Genomic DNA, 18,986 nt, shown 5'->3' with positions numbered 1-18,986 from the left:
GCGCCGAAGTCCTGAAAGGCAGCCCGGCGGACCCGATTGTCATCTATTCCATCGTCGCGATGCGGTCGCGCCGCCGGCGCTTCCGCGGTTCTTCCACCTCGCGGGCGGCCTCGTAGAGGGACCACAAGTCCGGCCGTCTGGCCTTGGTGATCCGCTCGGCCTCGGCCAGCCGCCAGGCGCGTACCTTTTCGTGGTGGCCGGAAAGCAGGACTTCCGGCACCATGCGGCCCTGCCAGTCGGCCGGCCGCGTATAGTGGGGATATTCCAGCAACCCCCGCTCGAAGCTTTCTTCCCCCGCGGTCTCTTCGTTGCCCATGACGCCCGGCAACAGCCGGACGACGGCATCGATGAGAGCCAGCGCCGCCGGCTCGCCGCCGGACAGCACGAAATCGCCGAGGCTGACCTCTTCGGCCCCATGCGCTTCCAGAACCCGCTCGTCCACCCCTTCGTAACGCCCGCACAGCAGGGTCACGACCGGCTCCACGGCAAGCTCCCGGACGAGAGCCTGATCGAGCAGCCTGCCGCGTGGCGACAGGTAGATCACCCGGCCGCGTCCCGCACTTTCCGGACCGCCGGTAACGGCGGTCAGGGCAGCGTCGAGGACGTCGGCCCGCATCACCATGCCGGGACCGCCACCGAACGGAGTATCGTCAACCGTACGGTGCTTATCGCGTCCGAAGTTCCGGATGTCCACTGTTTCCAGGGACCATACCCGGTTCTCCAGGGCGCGTCCGGCAAGGCTGAAACCCAGTGGTCCCGGAAACATTTCCGGGAACAGGGTCAGGATGCGGACGGTCCAGACGGGGTCCATCACTCGGCCTCGCCATCGGCTGCCGAACCGGCACGCTCGGCTGCCGCTTCCGCCGCCTTTTCCCGCGCCTGCTCGGCGGCATCCGGAGGTGCCAAGAGGTCGTCAGTCAAGTCGGCGACGATACGGCCACCGGCGACATCCACCACCGGCACGAGCGCCTTGGTGAAGGGCACCATAACCGTGCGGCGCTCCGGCAAGTTGACTTCCAGCATGTCGCCGCCGCCGAAGTTATGGAGAGCTATGACCGTGCCGATACCGGAGCCGTCCGGCCTTTCAACCGAAAGACCGATCAGGTCGGCGTGATAGAACTCTTCCTCGTCCTCGGTAGGCGGCAGCCGGTCGCGGTCCACATGCAGCAGAACGCCCCGCAGAGCTTCCGCAGCGGTCCGATCGGAGACCCCCTGTACCCTCGCGAGCCAGTAGTCCTTCATCGCCGACTGGAGTTCGACGGTGAAGCTGCGGGTGCCGGTCGGGTCCATCAGCGGATTGTAGCCCGCGATGGCCGCAGGGTCCTCGGTGAAGCTCTTCAGCTTCACAAGGCCACGCACGCCATGAACGCCGACGATCTGGCCGACGCACACCGTGCTTCGCGCCTTGCCTGCGTTCCTGGCCTGGCTTGCGCCTTTGCCTGCGGGTTGGGTTGCCATGGGGAGGTACCGGGCCTGTCAGCGCAGCAGCTTATTCGGCGGAGCCGGCGGCTTCGGCTTCGGCGCGCTTGGCGGCGGCAGCCTGCTCGGCCTTGATGCGCTCCTGGGCCTTCGCCTTGGGGGCGGCCTTCTTCGGGTTGTTCGCCTGGGCCGGAGCCGGGACGATCTCGGCGCGGCCGAGGAACAGCGTAACGCGGTCGGTCGGCTGGGCACCGACGGACAGCCAATGCTTGGCGCGCTCGCCGTTCAACACGACGCGCTCCGGATGATCCTTCGCCAGCATCGGGTTGTAGGTGCCGATCTTTTCGATGAAACGGCCGTCGCGCGGGCTGCGGGCATCGGTGACGACGATGGAATAGAACGGGCGCTTCTTGGCGCCGCCGCGGGTCAGACGAATCTTCAGGGACATTGCTGAATTACTCTCTTCACTCAGGTTGCAGTCGTATCGGCTAAACTCTCAGCCCGGCAGATGGCACTGGGCGTCGATCGGAGATGCCTGCGGGAACGATCAACGATCCCAAGGCGAAATTCTATGTAGGCACGGCATAAGGCAGGCGGATCACGGGAAACCCTTCCCGCCGCCGCGGCCGCCCGGCATAAGACCGGCCAGACCCTGGCGCATGAAGCCCTTCTGACCCATCTTCTTGACCTTCTTCATCATGGTCTGCATGTCCTGGAACTGCTTGAGCAGCTTGTTGACGTCCTGGACCTGCACACCCGATCCCAGCGCGATGCGGCGCTTGCGGGATGCTTTGATGAGGTCGGGATTGCGGCGCTCCGCCTTAGTCATCGACGAGATGATGGCTTCCTGCCTCTTCAGGATGCCTTCGTCGATCTTGGCATCCTTGAGCTGGTTCTTGATCTTGCCGATGCCGGGCAGCATGTTGAGCATGCCGCCCATGCCGCCCATGTTGCGGATCTGCTTGAGCTGGTTCGCCATGTCGTCTAGGTCGAAGGTTCCCTTCTCCATCTTCTTGGCGAGCTTTTCAGCCTCCGCCTTGTCGATGTTCTCGGCGGCCTTCTCGACCAGACTGACGACGTCGCCCATGCCCAGGATACGGCCGGCGATGCGGTCGGGGTGGAACGCTTCAAGCGCGTCGACCTTTTCGCCGACGCCCAGCAGCTTGATCGGCTTGCCGGTGATCTGGCGCATCGACAATGCGGCGCCGCCGCGCGCGTCGCCGTCGATACGGGTCAGCACGATGCCGGTGATGCCGACGCGATCCTGGAAATTGGTGGCGACAGTGACAGCGTCCTGACCGGTCATGGCGTCCACGACCAGCAGCGTTTCGGCGGGCTTGGTGGCGTCGCGGACGGATGCCACTTCCGCCATCAGTTCGTCGTCGATCGCGAGACGGCCGGCGGTGTCGAGCATGACGACGTCATACCCTTCGGTCCGGCCCATCAGCATGGCGCGCTTGGCGATCTCGACCGGCTGCTGGCCGGGAACGATCGGCAGCGTGGCGACCTGAACCTGCTCGCCCAGGATCTTCAACTGTTCCTGAGCCGCCGGGCGCCGTGTGTCGAGCGACGCCATCAGCACTTTCTTGCGCTCCCGCGTCTTCAGGCGGAGAGCGATCTTGGCGGTGCTGGTGGTCTTGCCGGAACCCTGGAGGCCGACCATAAGGACCGGGACCGGCGCGGCAGCCTCGAGGTTGATGCCCTCGCTGACGGAGCCCAGCATCTCGACCAGATGGTCGTGGACGATCTTGACGACCATCTGGCCGGGCGTGACCGAGCGCAGGACTTCGGCCCCGACGGCCTTTTCCTTGACGCCGGCGATGAACTGCTTGACCACGGGCAGGGCAACGTCCGCCTCGAGCAGGGCGATACGCACCTCGCGCAAGGCGGCGCCGACGTCTTCCTCGCTCAGCGCGCCACGCCGTGTCAGGCGATCGAAGATGTCGCCCAGCCGTCCGGTCAGCCCTTCAAACATGCATCACTCGATCAAGGTTCGAAAATCCGAGCCGCTTCATTCCCATGTGCCGCAACGCGCCCAAACGAAAATGCGCCAGTGCGCGAAACTCGCGGACCGGCGGGCACCCGTAGGCGCATTGCATGCTCATGGGATTGAGCGGTGCTGGAACCTAGGGGAGCGGCGGTCCCAAGTCAACGGGAAGATGCGTCCCGCTTGGCTTCAGATCCGGTCGTTACACCAGAGCCAGGAAGGGGAGTTGTTGGGCCACGGCCCAACCTACGAAGCAGGAGCCTGTAGGTTGGGGCCGTGGCCCAACATGGACGCGCCGCCAAGTCAGACCCTTGCCGGCTCCGCCATCACTGACCGCTCGGCTGCTGCTGGGTGATGCAGTGGATGCCGCCGCCGCCCTTGACGATGTCGAGCGCTGGCACCTGGATCACCTCGCGGTCGGAGAAGACCTTGCGCAGGGTCCGGAAGGCTTCGTCATCCGCCGCGTCTTCATAGGCCGGCATGACGATGCCGCCGTTGGCGATGTAGAAGTTGGTGTAGGAGAGCGTCAGGCGGACGCCGTTGTGGTCGCGCCGTTCCGGCTGGCGGAGCGTGACCACTTCGATCTCCCGGCCGTTCGCGTCGCGGGCGGCCTTCAGCCGGTCCAGGTTGTCCTGGAAGATCTTGAAATTGGGATCGCCGGTATCGTCGGTCGTCAGGGCCAGCACCAGTCCCGGACGGGCGAAGCAGGCGATCTCGTCGATATGGCCGTCGGTTTCGTCCAATTCGTAGCCCTGGCCGAGCCAGATGACCTGACGAATGCCCAGATAGTCCTTCAGGTGCTGCTCGATCTCCGCCTTGGTCAGGTTGGGATTGCGGTTGGGATTGAGCAGGCATTCTTCCGTCGTGATCAGCGTGCCCTCCCCGTCCACGTGGATCGAGCCGCCTTCCAGGATCAGCGGAGCGCCGTAGCGCTGCATGCCGAGATGCTCGAGCATCCGTCGAGCCAGCTCCGCGTCGAGCTGGTGGTCGGGATAATTGTTGCCCCAGGCGTTGAAGCCCCAGTCGACACCCGCGACCTGACCGGTCCCGTCGACCACGAAAGTCGGGCCGGTGTCGCGGACCCAGCTATCGCTGATCGGCATGGGCAGCACTTCGATGCCGGGACCGCAAGCCAGCGACACTTCAGCCACGTCGGACTGATTGCAGACCATGGCGACCGGTTCGAACTGCGCGATGGCCTGGGCCACCTCGGCATAGGCGGCACAGGCGGCGTCGATACCGTTGGTGAATGTTTCGGGGCGGCAGGGCCACGCCATCCAGCAGCGGCTGTGGCTTTCCCATTCCGCAGGCATGCGGAACCCGTCCGCGACAGGGGTGGACATGGTTTCTAAGCCCTCTCAAAGAATACGCCCCGGGGACACTAACCACCGGGGCGCTGTCTTGGCAACCTCTCGGAACGGACATGATCCGCCTCCGGTAAAACCCTGAGTTTTCTAAAAAATTTGAAAAGAGGGAAAAAACGAAGGGAGGCCGCTGGCGCTCTATCGACGACGCTGGGCCGGAGGGTGCTGCACAGGAGCATCCGAAATAGGATATGCCGGTTCGTAGAATCGGGTCTGGGCGGCCGAACCAAGACGGACAAGGCCAAGGAATACGAGAAAATTCATGATACGCCTCTTCAGCAGTTTCTCCTGATGAAGAAGATATTCTTTTAACCTGCGGCCGGCAAGCCCCCGCGCACGGCCGCCAGGGCGGCCATGCGCGGCTCGCATGCAAGAAAAGCATTTCCGGGTTCAGGAAAACCTCAAGGAAAGCTGAAAAACTCAGGCGTTCGACGCGGACGCCATCTGTTCGTCGATCCTTCTGATTCTTTCCTGCCGAGCCATGATAACTCCAGCAGCGATGATGCCGGTCGTCACGATGGCGACGATGATCGTCGCAAGCGCGTTGATCTCCGGCGTCACTCCCAGCCGGACGCTGGAGAAGATCACCATCGGCAACGTCGTGGAAGCAGGACCCGACACGAAGCTGGCGATCACCAGATCGTCCAGCGACAGGGTGAAGGCGAGCAGCCAGCCGGACACGATCGCGGGCGAGATGATCGGCAGCGTAATCACGAAGAAGATCTTGGCGGGACGAGCGCCCAGGTCCATCGCCGCTTCCTCGATCGATTCGTCCAGGCTGACCAGCCTGCTCTGCACGATCACCGCGACGAAGGCCATCGTGAAGGTCACGTGGGCGATCGTGATGGTCGTCATACCGCGCCCTTCCGGCCAGCCGATCAACTGTTCGAGCGAGACGAACAGCAGGAGCAGGGATAGACCGGTGATCACTTCCGGCATCACCAGCGGCGCCGTGATCATGCCGCCGAACAGCGTCCGCCCCTTGAAGCGTCCGAACCGGGCCATCGCCATGCCGGCCATGGTCCCCAGGATGACCGAAATCGTAGCGCTCAGCGCCGCGATGCGCAGCGATAGCCAGGCCGCCGAGAGCATCTGCTGGTTATGCAGCAGCCCGACATACCACTTGGTCGACCAGCCGCCCCAGACGGTGACCAGACGGCTCTCGTTGAAGGAATAGATGATCAGCAGGATGATCGGCACGTAGAGGAAGGCGTAGCCGAACGCCAGCATGGTCAGCACGAAGCCGGAACGGCGCATCATTGCTTTGCGGCCTCCTGTTGCTTTTCCTGGAAATACTGGAACAGCATGATCGGCACGACCAGGAACAGCAGCAGCGCTATCGCCACCGCCGACGCCACCGGCCAGTCACGGTTGGAGAAGAACTCGTTCCACAGCACGGCGCCGATCATCAGCGTGTTGGGTCCCCCCAGCAGCGATGGGATGACGAACTCTCCCACCGCCGGGATGAACACCAGCAGCGAACCGGCGACGATGCCGGGCATCGACAGCGGCAAGGTGACCGCCAGGAACGCCTTGACCGGCCGGGCGCCAAGGTCGGCCGCGGCCTCCAGCAAGGTATCGTCCAGCTTCTCCAGCGTGGCGTAGAGCGGCAGGATCATGAACGGCAGATAGGAATAGACGATGCCGATATAGATCGAGACGTCGGTGTAGAGGATGTTCAGCGGCGTATCGATCACGCCCAGCCAGATCAGGAAGTTATTGAGCAGCCCTTCCTGCTTCAGGATGCCGATCCAGGCATAGACCCGGATCAGGAACGAGGTCCAGAACGGCAGGATGATCAGCATCAGCAGCGGACCGCGCCACGATGCCGGTGCCTTGGCGATGCCGTAGGCCATGGGATAGCCCAGCAGCAGGCACAGCACGGTCGAGACGAAGGCGATCTTCAGCGAATTGAGATATGCTACCGCATACAAGCTGTCCGTCAGCAGGAACATGAAGCTGGCGAAGTTCAGCTTGACCGTCAGCATCCCTCCCTCCGCCCAGTCCAGCAAGGCGGTATAGGGCGGGATCGCGATGTCGGCCTCGGCGAAGCTGATCTTCAGCACGATCGCGAAGGGGATCAGGAAGAACAGCAGCAGCCAGACATAGGGCACCAGGACCACGAGGCCACGCCCCGACAGGCCGAAACGGCTCAACAACCTACGGCTGGAACTTGTTTTCAGGCTCGAAGCGGGCTGGCTCATTGAGTCAGGACCACGCCGGCGAAGGGTTGCCAGGAGACATGGACGCGGTCCTCCCAGGTGATCGGCATCTCGGTCAGCCGGTTGAAGTTCGGCTGGGTGATGCGGACCATCTTACCGGAGTCCAGTTCGATCAGGTAGTTCGACAGGTTGCCAAGATAAGCGATCTCGCGGACCGTGCCGCGCGTCACGTTGCGGCCGCTGTCGACCGGCGGCGGCTCGCGGGAAATCGACATCTTCTCCGGCCGGACGGCGACCGAAACCGGCGTGCCCAGCGGCACCGGGACGCCGTGGTTGATGTAGAGGTCGCAGCCGGCTTCCTCGCTCTGGATCAGTACGTGGTCCGGTTCGTCCTCCAGGATGCGGCCGGCGAACATGTTGACCGACCCGATGAACTCGGCGACGAACTTCGTGGCCGGGTATTCGTAGATCTGCGCCGGCGTGCCGACCTGCGCGATCCAGCCGCTGTTCATGACGGCGATCCGGCTCGACATGGTCATTGCTTCCTCCTGATCATGAGTGACGATCACGAAGGTGATACCGACCTGTTCCTGGATATTGACCAGTTCGAACTGGGTCTGCTCGCGCAGCCGCCGGTCCAGCGCCCCCAGCGGTTCGTCGAGCAGCAGCAGCTTGGGCCGCTTGACGAGACTGCGGGCGAGCGCCACGCGCTGGCGCTGGCCGCCCGAGAGCTGGTGCGGCCTGCGCTTGGCGAAGCGGCCGAGCTGGACCAGGTCCAGCACTTCCGCGACGCGTACGCGGATCTGGTCGCGCGGCACGCGGTCCTGCTTCAGGCCGAAGGCTATGTTCTGCTCGACCGTCATGTGCGGGAACAGGGCATAGCTCTGGAACATCATGTTGACCGGACGCTCGTACGGCGGGATGTTCGACATATCCACGCCGTCGATGAAGATCTTGCCCGAAGTCGGGGTCTCGAACCCCGCCAGCATGCGCAGCAGGGTGGTCTTGCCGCTGCCGGACCCGCCGAGCAGCGAGAAGAACTCGCCCCGGTAGATCGACAGCGATACGTCGTCCACGGCGGTAAAATCGCCGAACTTCTTGGTAACCTTCTCGATCCGCAGGTAGGGCTGTTCCTTGGGGTCCTGCCAGGGCTCGAGCTTGATCTTGCGGCCGGACTGGGTCGTCGTCTGAGCCATCGGGTTCTCCCTGCGATCAAATATTCCGGCAAAGAGAAGCCCCGGCCGTCATCGGGCGGCCGGGGCATCGTCTGCTGAGCGTCGCCGCCCTGCTCTTCACCAAGGCTTACTGGCCGGTCTTGATCTTGGTCCAGGACCGGGTGCGCAGCCGTTCGGCCGCCGGCGCCACCGCCGACACGGTAAACATCTTCTGCTTGGCCGCATCGGTCGGAAAGACCGACGGATTGGACTTCACCGCCTCGTCAACGGTTTCCAGCGAAGCCGGCACCGCGTTGGCATAGTTGGTGTAGTTGGTGATGCCGGCCATCGTTTCCGGCTTCAGGATGAAGTTGATGAACTTGTGCGCGGCATCGACGTTGGGAGCATCCTTGGTGATCGTCATCATGTCGAACCAGAGCTGCACGCCCTCCTTCGGCACGACGTAGTCGACGGTCACGCCGGCATTGGCTTCCGCGGCGCGGGCCTGGGCCTGGATCACGTCGCCGGAATATGCCAGCGCCACGCAAGCGTCGCCGGCCGCGAGATTGTTGATGTTCTGCCCCGTGACGAAGTTCTTCACGTAAGGGCGGATCTTCATCAGCGCCTCTTCTGCCTTCTTCAGGTCTTCGGCCTTGTCCGAGTTGGGGTCGAGGCCGAGGTAGTGAAGCACGGTCGGGAAGGTGTCGGTCGCCGAATCGAGGATCGTGATGCCGCAGGGCGCCAGCTTCTTGGCGACTTCCGGGTCGAAGATCAGCTTGAAGCTGTCGAGCGGCGCATCCGGCATCAGTGCCTTGATCTTCTCGGCATTGATACCGATCCCGATCGTTCCCCACTGATAGATGACGCCGTACTGGTTGCCGGGGTCAGACCGCTCGACCTGCTTCATCAGTTCAGGGTCGAGGTTCTTCAGGTTCGGGATCTTCGACTTGTCGAGCTTCTGAAGTGCGCCGGCCTTGATCAGGCGGCTCATCGTGGGCTCGGCGGTCGGGACCGTGATGTCGTAGCCGGAGCGGCCGACCAGCAGCTTCTGCTCCAGAATCTCGAGGTTGTCGTAGATGTCGTAGTTGTACGAAATACCGCTGTCCGCCTTGAAATCCTCAAGGGTCGTCTCGCCGATATAGTCGTTCCAGTTGTAAATATTGACCGTCTGTGCCGACGCCAGCCCCGGCGCACCCACGGCGCTGGCTGCGGTGACCGCGGCAATGGCGCCGAACAGGCTGCTTACGATCCTCTGCTTCATCCCACTGAACCCCGACCTTGTAGGAAATTTCGTAAATCGGCGAAGCTGACACGGCACTTAGCCCAAACGGACGGTGCATTGCCGCATCGGTGGCTATTGCACCTATGGGCATGGGAATTGTCAACGGCGCCGCACGAACTTTTATGCAAACCACCGATTTACCGCGGCGGTTCCCGGGACGGCAAGACGCTTGGGAAGCAGGGATCAGGTAGCTGGCTTGACCTTGCCGTCCCTGGAAGGTCTATCGTGCGGGTATCGGCCACGAGGCTTGATCGAACATGGAAATCGAATGCAGACCGGGGAGACTGTTATGGCGGCTGGATGCTGCGGCGGCGGGTGCTCATCGTCGAAACCGCCGATAGACAGGACATACCGGCGCGTCCTGTGGATCGCGCTGATCGTCAACGCGGGCATGTTCCTGGTCGAGCTGATAGCCGGAGCCGCCGCCGGATCGGTGTCGCTCCAGGCCGACGCGATGGATTTCCTGGGAGATGCGGCAAACTACCTTATCTCGCTCCTGGTGCTCGGCATGGCGCTTCAGTGGCGCGCCCGCGCGGCACTGCTGAAAGGTCTGTCGCTGGGCGCCGTCGGTTTGTGGGTTGCCGGCCAGACCGCGTGGAACGCGGTCTATCAGACGGTGCCGCAGGCGGAAGTCATGGGCATCGTCGGCGCGATGGCGCTGGCCGCGAATGTCGGCTGCGCGCTGATGCTGTACTTCCACCGCGACGGCGACGCGAATCGCCGCTCGGTCTGGATCTGCTCCCGCAACGACGCCATCGCCAACATCGCCGTGCTCGCGGCGGCCCTGGGCGTGTTCGGCACCGGCACGGGCTGGCCCGACATCGCTGTCGCGGCCATCATGGCAGTCCTGTCGGTCTCCGGCGCTGCCCAGATCATCCGTCAATCGCTGGCGGAGCTGCGACCCGTTCAGATGACGGCGATTTGAAACGCAGTCCGGACCCACCTATACCAGAACCGGAAAATCCTGACCTTTCGAGCGTGCCTGGGATGCGACGCTGATGTCGGGCTGAAGAGGCCCGACCTACGGGTGACACCAGCGGGGAAGGCCGATTCCGACATCCGATCAAGCCGAGGTCGGGCCTCTTCAGCCCGACATCTAACGCCCCAAACCGGTCGAAACTTTCCGCCATGGGTGTAACAGGCTGCGATGACGCTTTGCCGCATGCTGACGTGTGCGGCAAACTTTGACCACGGCGCGGACCGCAGTATGGTGCGGCATGACTCAACTGAGACGCGCACTGACCGACCTTGATCGGCTTGACTGGCTGCGGCTGATTCGCACCGAGAACGTCGGTCCGGTCACCTTCGCCCGTCTGATGGAACGGTTCGATACCGCCGGGAAAGCGATCCAGGCGTTGCCGGACTTGGCTAAGCGCGGCGGACGCAAGGCTCCGCTGCGGATAGCCTCGCTGGCGGAAGCGGAACGTGAAGCCGCGGCGGTGACCAAGTACGGGGCGCGGCTGATTGCCTCATGTGAGCCTGACTACCCGCAGGCCCTCGCCGCGATTGACGACGCACCGCCCCTGATCTCGGTCAAGGGCCATCCTCACCTTCTGGGAAAGCGCGCCGTCGCCATCGTCGGTGCCCGCAATGCCTCGATCAACGGAAAACGCCTGGCGGAAATGCTGGCGCGCGATTTGGGAGCCGCCGGCTTCGTCGTCGTCTCCGGCCTTGCGCGCGGGATCGACGCCAGCGCCCATGCCGGCTCGCTGGCCAGCGGCACGGCGGCCGTGGTGGCCGGCGGAATCGACGTCGTCTATCCGGAGGAGAACCGGGCCCTTCAGGAGCGGATCGCCGAGCAGGGCGCCGTCGTCGCGGAATGTGCGATCGGCACCCAGCCGCTCGCCCGCCACTTCCCGCGCCGAAACCGCATCATCTCCGGGCTGGCGCTTGGTGTCGTGGTGATCGAGGCGACGCTGAAATCAGGCTCGCTGATCACCGCCCGCGTGGCGGGAGACCAGGGCCGCGACGTCTTCGCGGTACCCGGATCGCCGCTAGACCCGCGCTCGCAGGGCCCCAACCGTTTGATCCGCGACGGCGCCACCATGACCGAGAGCGTCGAGGACATTGTCCAGGCGCTGGCGAACAGTGAGTCACGACCGCTGCGGGAGCCGCAATCCGACCTTTTCTCGGCCGACAGGGGTATTCAAGTGGACGAGGCGACCGTGCGGGAAATCGGCGAACGGTTGCTCGAAAGCCTCAGTTACACACCGGTCCCCGTTGACGAACTCATCAGAGGGTGCCAATTGTCTGCGTCGGTAGTACGGATCGTGCTCACCGAACTCGCCCTCGCGGGCCGGGTTCAGGAGCTTTCCGGAAATCAGGTCGTCCTGATTCAGCAATAAAAACTGAAAAAGAGACCGAACGCAAACAAGAGGCGGAATTCGCTTGTCTGGCAGCAATCTAGTCATCGTCGAATCCCCGGCCAAAGCGAAGACGATCAATAAGTATCTTGGTCCGGACTTCACGGTTTTGGCCAGTTTCGGCCATATTCGGGATCTTCCTCCCAAGGACGGCTCGGTTCGTCCCGAGGAAGACTTCGCCATGTCCTGGGAACTTGGCGATCGGTCCAAGCGCCACGTCGATGAGATCTCGCGCGCCATCCGTGGCGTCGATCACGTCTTCCTCGCAACCGACCCGGATCGCGAGGGAGAAGCGATTGCCTGGCACGTCCAGGAGGTGCTGCGGGAAGCGAAGCTGCTGGACAAGGTCGATGTCCGCCGGGTCACTTTCAACGAGATCACCAAGGGCGCGGTGCTGGATGCTATGGCGCATCCTCGCGACCTCAACAAGGAACTAATCGAGGCTTACCTGGCGCGCCGGGCGCTCGACTATCTGGTCGGGTTCACGCTGTCGCCGGTGCTCTGGCGCAAGCTGCCGGGATCGCGCTCGGCCGGCCGCGTCCAGTCGGTGGCGCTCCGCCTGATCTGCGAACGCGAAGCGGAGATCGAGGTCTTCCGCCCCCAGGAATACTGGTCGATCGAGGTCGTGTTCCGGACCGCCGAAGGCGCCCTGGTCAAATCCAGGCTGACGCAACTCGACGGCAAGCGGCTCGACAAGTTCGCGCTCGGTGAAAAGGGTGTCGCGGAAGCCGTGGTCGAGCGGCTGAAGCCGCTCAGCTATGCCGTCCACTCGGTCGAGCACAAGCAAGTCCGGCGCAATCCGTATCCTCCCTTCACGACGTCGACCCTTCAGCAGGAAGCTTCGCGGAAGCTTGGCATGGGTGCCACGCGGACCATGCGGGTGGCCCAGAAGCTTTACGAGGGCGTCGATATCGGTGGCGAGACGGTTGGCCTGATCACCTATATGCGAACCGACGGCGTGCAGCTTTCGAACGACGCCATCGGGCAGGTCCGCGAGCTGATCGGGTCGCATTACGGGCCGGATTACCTGCCCGGCGCCCCGCGCATCTATAAGAGCACCGCCAAGAACGCCCAGGAGGCGCACGAGGCGATTCGGCCGACGGACCTCAACCGCCGGCCGGAAGAAGTAGCAGCTCAGCTCGAGCGCGACGAACTGCGGCTTTACGAGCTGATCTGGAAGCGCACCGTCGCCTCGCAGATGGAAAGCGCCGTGCTGGACCAGGTCGCGGTCGATATCGCGTCCGCCGACGGCAAGGCCGTGCTCCGGGCCACCGGCTCGGTCGTGGTGTTCGACGGCTTCCTGCGGGTCTATCAGGAAGAGCGCGACGATTCGGTGGACGAGAAGACCGCCGCCGAGGAAGACGCCGAGGCGCGCCTGCCTCCGGTCAAGGAAGGCGACCCGATGAACCGGGACGCCATCGACGCCGAGCAGCACTTCACCCAGCCGCCGCCGCGCTATACCGAGGCCAGCCTGGTCAAGAAGCTGGAAGAGCTTGGCATCGGCCGGCCCTCGACCTATGCCAGCATCATGCAGGTGCTCCAGGACCGCGACTATGTCGAGATCGACAAGCGGCGGTTCGTGCCGCACGATCGCGGCAGGCTGGTGACGGCGTTCCTGTCCAGCTTCTTCGAACGCTACGTCGAATACAACTTCACCGCCGACCTGGAAGCCAAGCTGGACGACGTGTCCGATGGAAAGCTGGACTGGAAGACCGTGCTGCGGGACTTCTGGAAAGCCTTCTCGGCGGCGGTCGAGGGCACAAAGGACCTGACGATCACCCAGGTCATCGATGAGCTGGACAAAGACCTCGGCCCGCACTTCTTCCCCAACGACACGCGGGACGGCCACGACCCCAGGGTCTGCCCGTCGTGCCACGCCGGCCGGCTGGGCCTCAAGCTGAGCAGGACGGGCGCCTTCATCGGCTGCTCCAACTATCCGGAATGCCGATACACGCGCTCGCTCGCGGTGGCGACGGGCAGCGAGGAAGCCGACGCGCTGGCCGATGGCCCGCGCGAACTGGGCGACGATCCGGAGACCGGCCTGCCGGTCAGCGTCCGGCGCGGCCCCTACGGCGCCTATGTCCAGCTGGGTCCGCCGCGAGAAGCGGAGGCGCCGGCGGAGGTCGTCGTCCCCGAACCGGAACCGGACGCGAAGAAGGCCAAGGGCAAGGCGAAAGCCAAGGCCAAGCCCAAGGACGCGCCGAAGCCGAAGCGCGTCTCGCTGCCCAAGGGCATGCCCCCGGCCGAGATCGATCTGGAAACGGCCCTGAAGCTGCTGGCCCTGCCGCGCGACATCGGTCCCCATCCGGAAACGGGTGAGATGATCTCGGCCGGGATCGGGCGATTTGGCCCGTATCTGAAGCTGGGTTCTACCTACAAGTCGCTGGCGGCCGACGATGACGTCCTGAGCATTGGCCTCAACCGCGCGGTGGTCCTCCTGGCGGAAGCCAAGAAGGGACCGGCGCAGGTGCCCGGCCGCGTGGTCGGCGACCATCCGCGCGACGGCAAGCCGGTCAGCCTCAACAACGGGCGCTTCGGCCCCTATGTCAAGCACGGCAAGGTGATGGCGTCGCTACCCAAGGCGATGGCGGCCAACGCCGACGAGCTGACCATGCAGCAGGCGGTCGAGCTGCTGGACGCCAAGATCGCCAAGGACGGCGGCAAGGTCCCCGCCGCGAAGGGCGCCAAGGCCAAGCCCGCGAAGCCCGAAACGGCGGTCGACGACGCCGGCGACGACGAGGCGAAACCGGCCAAGAAGCCGGCGGTCGAGAAGAAGCCTGCCGCCGCCAAGAAGGCCACCACGACCAAGACGGCCGCCAAGGCCACCGAAGCCCCGGCCGCCAAGCCGAAGGCCCGGGCCGCCGGGTGATCCCGTTCGGAGAAATCGACTCAGCATTGACCGACGAAGAACCCTCCAGGAAAGCAGCCTCCTTCCCCAGCCGGGAGGAGGTTCTGTCCTTTATCCGCAACAGCCCCGTACCGGTCGGAAAGCGGGAGATCGCACGCGAGTTCCACCTGCGCGGCGACGACCGCATCGCTCTCAAGGCCCTTCTGAAGGAGCTGGAAAGCGACGGCAGCGTCGAACGCGACCGCGCCCGCCGGCTGGCTCCCCCGGCGGCTCTGCCGGCCGTCGGCGTGCTCGAAGTGGTCGAGATCGACACCGACGGCGAGGTGCTGGCCCGGCCCATCGCCTGGACGTCCGAAGAGCCGCCACCGAAGATCTTCATGCAGCCGGAACGGCGCGGGCACCCTGCCCTGCTGCCCGGCGACCGGGTACTGGCTCAGCTTCAACGGCAGAACGACCGCACCTACAGCGGCCGGACGATCCGCAAGCTGGAAAAGACCGGTTCGGCTCGGGTACTGGGCATCTACGAGATGACTCCGGACGGCGCCCGCCTGCGTCCGACCGACAAGCGCCAGCGAGCGGAGTTCCTGGTCACTCCGGCCCACTCCGGCGACGCCGTGTCGGGCGAACTGGTGGTGGCGGAAGTGCTGCCGTCGAGCCGGTTCGGCATGAAGCAGGCGAAGGTGGTCGAGCGGCTGGGCGACATCGCCAACCCGCGCTCCATCAGCCTGATCGCCATCCACGGCCAGGACCTTCCGACCGTCTTTTCCGAAGCGGCGCTGGAAGAGGCGGAGCGTGCCGAAAAGCCGACGCTGGAAGGCCGCATCGACCTGCGCGACATCCCGCTGGTGACCATCGACGGCGCCGATGCCCGCGACTTCGACGATGCCGTCTGGGCGGAGACCGATCCGGACGTCGAAGGCGGCTGGCACATCGTCGTCGCCATCGCCGACGTCGCCTTCTATGTCCGGCCCGGCAAGCCGCTGGACCGCGACGCCTTCCGGCGCGGCAACTCGGCCTATTTCCCCGACCGCGTCGTGCCGATGTTGCCGGAAGCGCTGTCAAACGACCTCTGTTCGCTTCGTCCCGGCGAGGACAGGGCCTGCATGGCAGTCCACATGTGGATCGACGGCCAGGGCGAGTTGAAGCGGCACCAGTTCGTCCGCGGCCTGATGCGCTCGGCGGCGCGACTGACCTATGAGCAGGTTCAGGATGCCCGCGAAGGCCGTGCCGACGACACGGCCGGCCCCCTGCTCGACACGGTCATAGCGCCGCTGTATGCGGCCTATGAGGTCCTTAACGCCGCCCGTATCAGGCGCGGCACCCTGGAACTCGACCTCTCGGAAAGGCAGGTCCGGTTGAACGAGAGCGGCGGCGTCGTGGAGATCACGCCGCGCAAGCGGCTCGACAGCCACCGGCTGATCGAGGAGTTCATGATCTGCGCCAACGTCGCGGCGGCGGAAGCTCTTGAAGCGCGAAGCATGCCCAGCCTCTACCGCGTCCACGACCAGCCGTCGATGGACAAGCTGGAAACGCTGCGGAGCTTCCTGCAAGGCCTCGGCTACGGCCTGAACAAGGGAACGCTGAAGCCGGCCGACTTCACCCGCATCCTGGACCGGGCGCGCGGCACCGACGAGGCGTCGCTGATCAGCGAGGTCGTCCTGCGGTCCCAGGCGCAGGCCGCCTACAGCCCGGAGAACATCGGCCATTTCGGGCTGGCGCTGCGCCGCTACGCCCATTTCACCTCGCCGATCCGCCGCTATGCCGACCTGATCGTCCACCGCGGCCTGATCCGCGCCTTCGGCCTGGGTCCGGGCGGTCTGGACGACAACGAGGCGGCCCGGATGACGGAGATCGGCGACCACATCTCCTCGACCGAGCGGCGCGCGGCGCTGGCGGAACGGGATGCCGTGGACCGGTTCACGGCGGCCTTCCTGGCCGACAGGGTCGGCGCCACCTTCAGCGGCCGGATTACCGGCGTCACCCGCTTCGGCCTGTTCGTCGAGCTGGACGAGACCGGCGCCGACGGACTGGTCCCCGTCAGCACCCTGCCCGACGACCAGTACGAGCACCGGGAGAAGGAGCATGCGCTGGTCGGACGACGCCTCGGCAAGGTCTACCGGCTGGGCGCCGCCGTGAAGGTCAAGCTGACGGAGGCCGATGCCGTGCTGGGAAGCACCTTGTTCGCCCTGCTGGAGCCGGACGACTCGACGCCGGAATGGCTGCGCAAGGGAGGCGGAGGAAAGATGGCGCGGAAGGAGCGCGCCAAAGGGTCGCGCGCTCATCCTCGTGGCAGATAGGCGCGTGGCAGATAGGAAAGTACCGTCGGCTCCTCTACCAAATTCGCCGATTCGTGTTAAAAGTTACATCCATGAACATATCGCCCCTCCAGCAGCCTGAAACCGCGGCCGACCGGCTGGACATCGCTCCGCCGCCCGGTTCGTTCTGGAAAGGGCTTCTGCGGGGTATCCGCAGGCTGTGCCCGCGCTGCGGGGAAAGCCACCTGTTCTCCCGCTATGTCACCGTGGTTCCGGAATGTCCGCACTGCGGACTGGAAACCGACGCCTACCGTGCCGACGACGCGCCGCCCTACTTCACGATCTTCGTCGTGGGACATATCGTCGTACCGGGCATGCTTCTGCTGGAACAGAACGTGCACCCGCCTTCCTGGGTGCATATGGTAACCTGGGTGCCGGTCACTCTGCTGTTGACCTTGGCCTTGTTGCCCCCGATCAAGGGGGCCGTAATCGGAGCGCAATGGGCACTTCGGATGAAAAGCTGAGGTCGCGGCGGGGAATTCCCGGCCTGCTGCTGAGCGTCCTGCTGATAGCGGGATGCACCGCCGACCCGACTTCGCTGGCGGCCCAGCCGCCCGGCCCCCAGGTGGGCGAACAGGTCTTCGCGGTGGGATACGGCAGGATCGCCGAGATCTACCTGAACCCCGTGGACATGGGGCAGATCACGACCGACGGACTGCGCGGGCTGACCCGGATGGACCAGTCCATCTCGGTGGACCGGTCGGCCAGCATGGTCAGGCTGACCAGCAACGGCCACCCGATCGGCGAGTTCACGGCGCCGCCGGCCAACGACGCGGGCGGCTGGGCCGCCGTCACCGCGCAGGCGATCGAACGCGCCCGCCTGTCTTCGACGCCGCTCCGGCAGGCCTCTCCCGAAGACATCTACCAGACCGTCTTCGACGCCATCATGGCCGACCTGGACGCCTATTCGCGCTACACCAGCGCCAAGCGCGCCGGCAACGAGCGCGCCCAGCGCGAGGGCTACGGCGGGATCGGCATCGGAGTCGACGAGCGCGACGGCAAGTTCTTCATCACCGAACTGGTCGGCCACGCGCCGGCCGCCCGCGCCGGCCTGAAGACCGGCGAGGCCGTCATCGCCATCGACGGCGACCTGACATCCTATATGCCCCTGCAGGAGGTCCGCGACCGCCTGCGCGGACCGACCGGGACCCTGGTACTGGTCACGGTCGCGACCGAGAACGGCGCGCAGAGCCGCCGGGTGGCGCTCCGACGCGAGCGGGTCATCCCCAATACCGTGGCGATGTCGATCGACAACGGCATCGCCGTGCTGTCGATCGAGCGGTTCAACGCCGCGACATCGCTCAACCTCCGCGAGGCGATCGACGTCGCCCGCACCCAGATGGGCAAGAAGGCCATCGGCTTCGTGCTCGACCTGCGCGGCAATCCCGGCGGCTTGCTGGATCAGGCCGTCGCGGTTGCCGACCTGTTCATCCCGCAGGGCCAGATCATTTCCACCGCCGGCCGCCATCCCGACAGCATCCAGCGCTTCGAGGCGACCCTGGACGACCAGCTGGACGGGCTGCCGCTGATCGTGCTGGTGGATGGCCGCTCGGCCTCCGCGTCGGAGATCGTCGCGGCGGCGCTCCAGGACAGCGGCCGGGCCGTGGTGGTGGGCGCATCGTCGTTCGGCAAGGGCAGCGTCCAGACCGTCACGCGGCTGCCCAACGACGGCGAGCTCTTCCTGACATGGTCGAGGATCTACGCGCCGTCCGGCTACACGCTGCACCGCCAGGGCGTCACGCCGACGATCTGCACCAGCAAGGACCTGAGCGACCCCGATGCCGTCATCAGCCAGCTGAGGGCCGGGCAGCTCGGCATGCCGGGCACGTTGGCGAGCTGGCGGGCCGCCGCGCCCGATGACGAATCGGCGCTCAACCAGCTGCGCGCCTCCTGCCCCTGGAAGATCCACGAAGCCAACCTCGACCTGCGGGTCGCGCGCCAGCTGCTGGCTGACAAGGGGCTTTATCAGCGCGCCTTGCAGCTTTCGACCACGCTTCTGGCCGAACGGTGAGAACATCTTGGACGCAGGACGGTGCGGGGACTTGACATGAGCCCCGTGCTGGCTATCTTCCGCACTCACTTTGTCGTGCTA

Annotated in this window: 15 protein-coding genes; 6 read left to right on the top strand and 9 right to left on the bottom strand. The window is 65.0% G+C overall.

From position 1 onward, the window contains the following. Window positions 1–43 precede the first annotated feature (43 nt). From trmD to N826_RS05055, 9 genes are all read right to left on the bottom strand, one after another. Window positions 44–811: a tRNA (guanosine(37)-N1)-methyltransferase TrmD gene (gene trmD, locus N826_RS05095; protein WP_044426277.1), complete on the bottom strand. Its 768-nt coding sequence runs from the start codon at window positions 809–811 to the stop codon at window positions 44–46. Next, window positions 811–1,458: a ribosome maturation factor RimM gene (rimM, locus tag N826_RS05090; RefSeq protein ID WP_052830840.1), complete on the bottom strand. Its 648-nt coding sequence runs from the start codon at window positions 1,456–1,458 to the stop codon at window positions 811–813. The genes trmD and rimM overlap by 1 nt, the downstream gene beginning before the upstream one ends. Window positions 1,459–1,489: 31 nt before the next feature. After that, a complete protein-coding gene (gene rpsP / locus N826_RS05085; RefSeq protein ID WP_044426274.1) occupies window positions 1,490–1,867 on the bottom strand; it encodes a 30S ribosomal protein S16 in 378 nt (125 codons plus the stop codon). Window positions 1,868–2,017: 150 nt separating this feature from the next. Further along, the gene (ffh, locus tag N826_RS05080) at window positions 2,018–3,394 is read right to left on the bottom strand and encodes a signal recognition particle protein (RefSeq protein WP_044426273.1); all 1,377 of its coding nucleotides are present in this window, start codon (window positions 3,392–3,394) and stop codon (window positions 2,018–2,020) included. Window positions 3,395–3,732: 338 nt separating this feature from the next. Beyond that, window positions 3,733–4,749: an agmatine deiminase gene (gene aguA, locus N826_RS05075; RefSeq protein ID WP_044426271.1), complete on the bottom strand. Its 1,017-nt coding sequence runs from the start codon at window positions 4,747–4,749 to the stop codon at window positions 3,733–3,735. 441 nt (window positions 4,750–5,190) lie between these two features. Further along, entirely contained in the window at window positions 5,191–6,027 is an 837-nt protein-coding gene (locus tag N826_RS05070) for an ABC transporter permease subunit (RefSeq protein WP_044426413.1), read from the bottom strand. Further along, window positions 6,027–6,974, bottom strand: a complete 948-nt coding sequence (locus tag N826_RS05065) for an ABC transporter permease subunit (RefSeq protein WP_044426270.1) — start codon at window positions 6,972–6,974, stop codon at window positions 6,027–6,029. Before N826_RS05065 ends, N826_RS05070 begins: the two co-directional genes overlap by 1 nt. Further along, window positions 6,971–8,128: an ABC transporter ATP-binding protein gene (locus N826_RS05060; protein WP_044426269.1), complete on the bottom strand. Its 1,158-nt coding sequence runs from the start codon at window positions 8,126–8,128 to the stop codon at window positions 6,971–6,973. The genes N826_RS05065 and N826_RS05060 overlap by 4 nt, the downstream gene beginning before the upstream one ends. Before the next feature lie 106 nt (window positions 8,129–8,234). Then, window positions 8,235–9,347, bottom strand: a complete 1,113-nt coding sequence (locus tag N826_RS05055) for a polyamine ABC transporter substrate-binding protein (RefSeq protein WP_147040113.1) — start codon at window positions 9,345–9,347, stop codon at window positions 8,235–8,237. Window positions 9,348–9,657: 310 nt separating this feature from the next. Between N826_RS05055 and N826_RS05050 the strand changes: the two genes are divergently transcribed. The 6 genes from N826_RS05050 to N826_RS05025 all read left to right on the top strand — a co-directional run bounded on the left by N826_RS05050 (window position 9,658) and on the right by N826_RS05025 (window position 18,905). Further along, complete coding sequence (locus N826_RS05050) at window positions 9,658–10,293, top strand: cation efflux transmembrane domain-containing protein (RefSeq protein WP_044426268.1); 636 nt, start codon at window positions 9,658–9,660, stop codon at window positions 10,291–10,293. A gap of 292 nt (window positions 10,294–10,585) precedes the next feature. After that, entirely contained in the window at window positions 10,586–11,713 is a 1,128-nt protein-coding gene (dprA, locus tag N826_RS05045; RefSeq protein WP_044426267.1) for a DNA-processing protein DprA, read from the top strand. Between the two features lie 43 nt (window positions 11,714–11,756). After that, window positions 11,757–14,600, top strand: coding sequence for a type I DNA topoisomerase (gene topA, locus N826_RS05040; protein WP_044426265.1), 2,844 nt, complete (start codon window positions 11,757–11,759; stop codon window positions 14,598–14,600). A 26-nt stretch (window positions 14,601–14,626) separates the two neighbouring features. Beyond that, complete coding sequence (gene rnr, locus N826_RS05035) at window positions 14,627–16,876, top strand: ribonuclease R (protein ID WP_084720486.1); 2,250 nt, start codon at window positions 14,627–14,629, stop codon at window positions 16,874–16,876. Window positions 16,877–16,947: 71 nt separating this feature from the next. Then, window positions 16,948–17,358, top strand: a complete 411-nt coding sequence (locus N826_RS05030) for a DUF983 domain-containing protein (protein ID WP_052830839.1) — start codon at window positions 16,948–16,950, stop codon at window positions 17,356–17,358. Beyond that, window positions 17,334–18,905, top strand: coding sequence for a S41 family peptidase (locus N826_RS05025; RefSeq protein ID WP_044426264.1), 1,572 nt, complete (start codon window positions 17,334–17,336; stop codon window positions 18,903–18,905). Before N826_RS05030 ends, N826_RS05025 begins: the two co-directional genes overlap by 25 nt. The last annotated feature ends 81 nt before the right edge of the window (window positions 18,906–18,986 follow it).

It is taken from the genome of Skermanella aerolata KACC 11604 (genome assembly GCF_000936425.1).
Taxonomy (GTDB): Bacteria; Pseudomonadota; Alphaproteobacteria; order Azospirillales; family Azospirillaceae; genus Skermanella; species Skermanella aerolata.
This window is presented reverse-complemented; position numbering and strand designations above follow the sequence as displayed.